Origin of the sequence: Kytococcus sp. HMSC28H12, assembly GCF_001816045.1 — a bacterium.
Taxonomy (GTDB): Bacteria; Actinomycetota; Actinomycetes; order Actinomycetales; family Dermatophilaceae; genus Kytococcus; species Kytococcus schroeteri.
Map to the genome: position 1 here is coordinate 1 of NZ_KV824554.1, position 5,573 is coordinate 5,573.

At 71.7% G+C, this 5,573-nt stretch carries 6 protein-coding genes; 2 read left to right on the forward strand and 4 right to left on the reverse strand.

Annotation, left to right across the window (positions count from 1 at the left end; all coding sequences use genetic code 11):
* Positions 1-48: 48 nt before the first annotated feature.
* Positions 49-630 carry a copper chaperone PCu(A)C gene (locus HMPREF3099_RS08360; protein WP_070705548.1) on the reverse strand — a complete coding sequence of 194 codons (582 nt, stop codon included), beginning with the start codon at positions 628-630 and terminating at the stop codon, positions 49-51.
* A 159-nt stretch (positions 631-789) separates the two neighbouring features.
* Here HMPREF3099_RS08360 and HMPREF3099_RS08365 point away from each other — a divergent pair, with 159 nt between their 5' ends.
* Positions 790-1,770: an NAD(P)H-quinone oxidoreductase gene (locus tag HMPREF3099_RS08365; protein ID WP_070705549.1), complete on the forward strand. Its 981-nt coding sequence runs from the start codon at positions 790-792 to the stop codon at positions 1,768-1,770.
* Positions 1,771-1,809: 39 nt separating this feature from the next.
* On the opposite strand, the gene HMPREF3099_RS08370 is transcribed toward HMPREF3099_RS08365, so the two are convergent.
* The 3 genes from HMPREF3099_RS08370 to HMPREF3099_RS08380 form a co-directional block, all read right to left on the reverse strand.
* Positions 1,810-3,840 carry a hypothetical protein gene (locus HMPREF3099_RS08370; protein WP_070705550.1) on the reverse strand — a complete coding sequence of 677 codons (2,031 nt, stop codon included), beginning with the start codon at positions 3,838-3,840 and terminating at the stop codon, positions 1,810-1,812.
* Between the two features lie 86 nt (positions 3,841-3,926).
* A complete protein-coding gene (locus HMPREF3099_RS08375) occupies positions 3,927-4,592 on the reverse strand; it encodes an ABC transporter ATP-binding protein (protein ID WP_168168491.1) in 666 nt (221 codons plus the stop codon).
* Positions 4,593-4,710: 118 nt separating this feature from the next.
* Entirely contained in the window at positions 4,711-4,971 is a 261-nt protein-coding gene (locus HMPREF3099_RS08380; RefSeq protein WP_070705552.1) for a hypothetical protein, read from the reverse strand.
* Positions 4,972-5,158: 187 nt separating this feature from the next.
* Here HMPREF3099_RS08380 and HMPREF3099_RS08385 point away from each other — a divergent pair.
* Positions 5,159-5,573 (forward strand): P1 family peptidase (locus HMPREF3099_RS08385; RefSeq protein WP_202816731.1); only part of this gene is annotated, 415 nt, incomplete at its 3' end.

Here is a 5,573-nt window from a genome sequence, read left to right on the forward strand (position 1 = left end):
GGGCCCGCCGGCGGGCTCACGCGGGGTCCGGGAGGTCACGCGCCCTCCTCAGTGCTCGTGGTCGTGGCCGTCGCCGCCGGAGTACTTCTCGCCCCCGCCGTCGAAGGTGCGCGCCTCGGCGGTGAGCGGGTAGGTCTTGCCGTCGGCGTCCTCGAGGGTGATGACCACCTCGTCACCGGCGACGATCGGCTTCTTGACCCCCATCAGCATGATGTGGAGGCCGCCGGGCTCGAGCTCCAGGACCTCACCCGACGGAACGGTCATGCCGCCCTCGACGGGCTGCATGGACCCACCGGCGACCTCGTGGAGCTCGACCGACTCCGCCACGTCCGTGGAACCGCTCACGAAGGTCACGTCCACCGGCAACGGGTTCTGCAGGCGCCCGAAGACGGCCGTCATGTCGTCCTCGGTGGCCTTCACCCAGCCGTCGTACAGGCCGACCGCCCCCACCGGGGGCGGGGACTGGGTCGACGGGTCCTGCGAACCCGAGGCCGCGCCCGAGCTGGTCGCCGCATCGGAACTGGTCGCCGCATCAGAGCTGCTGCCGTCGCCGTCGGAGGCCCCTTCCTGCGAGCAGGCGGTGACGAACAGCAGCCCGGTGGCTGCCAGGGCGATGAGGCGACGGTGCATGGTTTCCTCCACGGAGCGGGTGCGGGTGCGGCCGCCTGCCGCACGAGGACGCCGAGGATACCAAGTTCTACGACGTCGCGTAGTTGTTCTGTCACCCTTCCTCGCGCCGTGCCGCCGACGACTCACTAGGGTCGGGGCACACCCCATCGAGGAGGCACTGTGCGCGCCATCGTGATCGACGACTCCGGCGAGAAGCCGGCCCTGACCCTGTCCGAGGTCGAGGACCCCACCCCCGGCGAGGGCGAGGTCCTCGTGGAGGTGGCGGCCGCCGGCGTCAACCGGGCCGACCTGGTGCAGGCCGCCGGCAAGTACCCGCCGCCGCCCGGTGAGAGCGAGGTGATCGGCCTGGAGGTGAGCGGCCGCATCGCCGCCCTGGGCGCCGGCGACACGGGCGACTGGCAGGTGGGCGACGAGGTCTGCGCCCTGCTGGCCGGCGGCGGCTACGCCGAGCAGGTCGTCGTGCCGGTGGGCCAGCTGCTGCCCGTCCCCGCGAGCGTCGACCTGGTGACCGCCGCCGCCCTGCCCGAGGTCGCCTGCACCGTGTGGTCCAACCTCGTCGATGCGGGGCACCTGGCCGCCGGGGAGACCGTCCTGCTGCACGGCGGTTCGTCCGGCATCGGCACCATGGGCATCCAGGTGGCGCGCGCGCTGGGGGCCCGGGTGGCCGTGACCGCCGGCTCGCAGGAGAAGCTCGACCGCTGCCGCGAGCTGGGCGCCGAGATCCTCGTCAACTACAAGGAGACCGACTTCGTCGAGGCCGTCCGCGACGCCACCGCCGACGGCGTCGACGTGGTCCTCGACCTCATCGGCGCCGACTACCTGGGCCGCAACCTGCAGGCCCTGGCCAAGGACGGCCGGCTCGTCGTCATCGGCCTCATGGGCGGGCGCGAGGGCGAGATCAACCTGGGCCTGATGCTGCAGCGCCGCCTCACCGTGCAGGCCACCTCCCTGCGAGGGCGGCCCCGCCCGGACAAGGCCCGCATCGTGGCGGCCGTGCGCGAGAACCTCTGGCCCCGCATCGAGGCCGGGGAGATCCGCCCGGTGGTGCAGGAGGTGCTGCCGATCACCGAGGCACAGCGGGCACACCAGCTGCTCAAGGAGTCCCAGCACGTCGGCAAGGTGGTGCTGCGGGTGGGCTGAGGTGATCTCGGGGCGGCGCAGCCAACCCCGACACCTTCCTCAGTCCGCCCGACGCCGTTGCCACAGCAGCGTGGCAACCATCACGACCACACACAGGCCAGCCGTCAGGAGCGCGACCAGTGTGACCTCCAGGTAGTTCTGCTGGGTGTAGTCCGCAGTGCCCCCGACGTACGCGAACAGCCACGCCGCGACGAGGGCGATGGGCACGGAGATCACCACCGGCAGGAGCGTGGCCACCATCGTGGTGCGAGCCGCCTCTGCCGGGTCCAGCCCCGCCCGCTCCAGCAGGCGGTGCTCCTGCGCGGATTCCAGGGCACGGTCGCCCAAAGTGCGCAGGAGACCCACCAGAAGGAGTGCTGACGCAGCGAGCACGCCGGTTCGCATCCAGTCGGTGCCCGGGTGCTGGAAGTCGTCGTCCGGCCCCAGCACCTGCATCACCGCCGGCCTCGTGGTGCCCTCGAAGAGCCGTAGGGCATCGGCCGCGTCCCAGTCCAGTGGCCCACTGACGTACACGGTGTCGGACGGCTCCCACCGCTCAGGGTCCCCGATGGCCACGTCCGTGAACAGACGCACTGCATCAGCCCCCTCCGTGGACGCACCCCCACAGGTGTCGACGGGTACGTCCATGCCGAAGAACTCCCGCGCGGCATGGCAGTCGCGAAAGACCACCGCCGTGCCATGACGGGACCCGTCTGCACCCACCCGCGATCGGGCCACCTCTCCGCCCGCCGCCGCAGCCCGTTGCGCCAGGTCATCCGGGAATCGCGCGGGCGCGTCGTCCCAGTAGGCGCTCCAGACCTTGGTCTCCCCCGCCGCCTGGGCGAAGGCGGGGCCGCTCTGGGTGCCGTTGTAGAGGGACACCTCCGATCCCACGATGAACACGAGCACGCCCACGAACGCACCGGCCCTGGCCAGGCGCGTGGCACCACCCCCGAGACGCTTGGCCGCCAGCCACCGGGTGGGGTGGGCCGACCGGGCGAACAGCCGTGCCGCCCACCGTGACAGCACGGGCAGGCCGAGCGGTAGCCCGACGATGACCAGCACGGCACCCCCCATGAGCATGAAGAGCGAGAAGTCGGAGCTGGCGGAGCCCAACCACACGGGCAGGGGGATGGCGACCGCCAGAGCCAGCAGACCGAGGACCAGCGGGGCCAACCCCCAGTCACCGAGCGAGAACCGAGCACCGGCACGTCGCTCCGACGTGCTCGCCGTGGCCGCCCACACCGACCCCAGCAGGACGACCCCGAGCACGACGGGCAGGGCCCACCAGAGGGGGATCCGCGCAGCCGGCAGGAGAAGGGCGTCGTTGCCGGGCCAGGAGTTTCGGTGGCTGAGAGTCAGGCCCCACAGCAGGCCACCCGCCGCGGCACCGAGCCCGCACAGGACAGCCGTCTCGAGGACGACCACCTGCCGGATCGCCACGCGGCTGACGCCCAGCGCCCACAGGTGCCGGGCACGATCCCGGGTGACGCCGGACACCGCTCGCGCCGCCGTGCCCAGGAGCAGCACCGCAGGGAACACCACGAGCGCGAGAACGGACATGAGTCCCGGGATACCTGCCGGCACGTCGAGCGTGGTCTCGGTCCAGGTCACCTTCGACTCGCCGGGCCCGTATCCCGAGATGCGCTCCGACATGTCTCGGTCGAGCTGCTGCCCCTGTGGCGGGCGAGCGATGGCGTAGCCCTCGCTCCGGGAGATCAGGAAGTCGTCCCCGATGACACCCCCCTCACCCGACCCGGCCGTGCTCGGCCGCAACCCCAGGTCCTCGGCCGTCAGCCCCTGCCGCACCAGACCCGGCGAAACCACGGCCTCACCCGGCGCGGGCAACCGGTCCAACCCCGGCGGCACCAGAGCCGGGTCGTCCTCGTGACCGGGGTCGGGCTCGATCCACTGCACCGGAATCTGCCCCACCCCACCGGGAAGCACCGGCATGGTCTTTGCCCAGGTGGCCGTGGCAGGAGCCCCCATCACGGGCTGGCGGGCGCCCAGGTGCGCGTCGGCCAGCACCACCTGCCGCACCAGCATCACCCCGACCAACAGCGCCACCGTGGCCACCACCGAGGAGACCACCAGACTCACCTGACGCCACCGCTGCCGGGGGCTGCCCGACAACGCCAACCCCCGCGCCACCCGCCAGGCAGCACCCCACGACGAACTCACGCCCGCCCCCGCAGGTCCACCACGGCATCACACGCCGCAGCCACCGCCGGATCATGCGTCGCGATCAACGCCCCCACCCCCGTAGCCCGCACCCGCTCAGCGATGAGCTCGATCACCTCACCAGCGGTCACCCGGTCCAGACTCGCCGTCGGCTCATCAGCCACCAACAACACCGCCCCCGGCCGCACCAACGCCCGCGCGATCGACACCCGCTGCGCCTGCCCACCAGAGATCTCGTCCACCGCCTTGTCCGCATGCCCGGCCAACCCCACCGCCGCCAACGACTCCCGCGCCAACCCCAACGCCTCACCCCGCGGCACACCGTCGAACAACAACGTCACCGCCACGTTCTCGGCCACCGACAACTCCGGCAACAAACCCGACTCCTGGTAGGCCACCCCCACCAACTCACGCCGCAACCGCGCACGCCGCCCCGCCCGCGCCCCCGACATGTCCTGACCACCCACCAGCACCCGACCCGACGACGGCCGCTGCATCCCCACCACACACGACAAGATGCTGCTCTTGCCCGACCCACTGGGCCCCATCAACGCCACCGACTCACCCCGCCCCACCCGCAACGAGAAACCCTCCACCACCGGACGGTCATACGAAACACCCAACTCAACGAGCTCCAACGCAGGAACAACCACGACGCGCACCTCACCAGACAAGACGACACAGAACGACAACGAACGGCAGGGACTCCTGACCAGGAGTCAACACCGGACGACAGGAGCGCGGGACGACCACCTGGCCGCCCCGCGCTCCTGCAGGAACTCATCGGCGAGGAACGACCCAGCCCCCACAGTTGTCGATGAGCTTCAGGCGGCAGGAGCGGAACTCCTTGATGCTGGTCGACTGGACCATGTGGCCGCAGGAACCCCCGGCCGAGTCACGCACGAAGGCGGTGTAGCCACCCATGCGGGCCTGCCCTTCCATCTCGTGCCCGTCGGTCGTCGCACTCACCGCAACGTCCGCGGCAGCGGAACCGCCGGTCATGACGAGCAGGGCAGCCGTAGCCGCAGGGATCTTTCGCATGGTGTTCTCCCCGTGAGTGATCGCCCCATGTGTGTGCGAAGGGGCATCGCCATCAAGCCTCACCATGTGTGTGTGTCAAGCGCTACGCAGCGCTCCGCTTGAGTGTTCGGCAGATGTTCACGCCAGAGATCAGCGGACGGACCCACGACCCGAGGTCCAGGACACCCCACCCCCTACCCTGCGCCCCATGACCTCCCCCGGCAGCATCACCGATGTCCCCGGCCTGCGGGTCGGCCACGCCCAGCGCACCGACGACGGGTGGCGCACCGGCGTCACCGTCGTGCTCCCGCCGCCCGGCACGGTGGGCGCCGTGGACGTCCGCGGCGGAGGGCCCGCCACCCACGAGACCGACGCACTCCACCCGGCCTCGCTCGTCCCCACCGTCGATGCCGTGGTGCTCACCGGCGGCTCGGCCTTCGGACTGGCTTCGGTGACCGGCGTGCAGGCGTGGTGCGAGGAAACCGGGCGCGGCTTCCCGACGCCGGGCGGCATCGTGCCGATCGTGCCCGGGGCCGCGCTCTACGACCTCGCGCGGGGTGGGGTGGTGCGGGACTCCGCCGGCGCCCCCACCCGGCCGGACGCAGCGATGGGGCGGGCCGCCG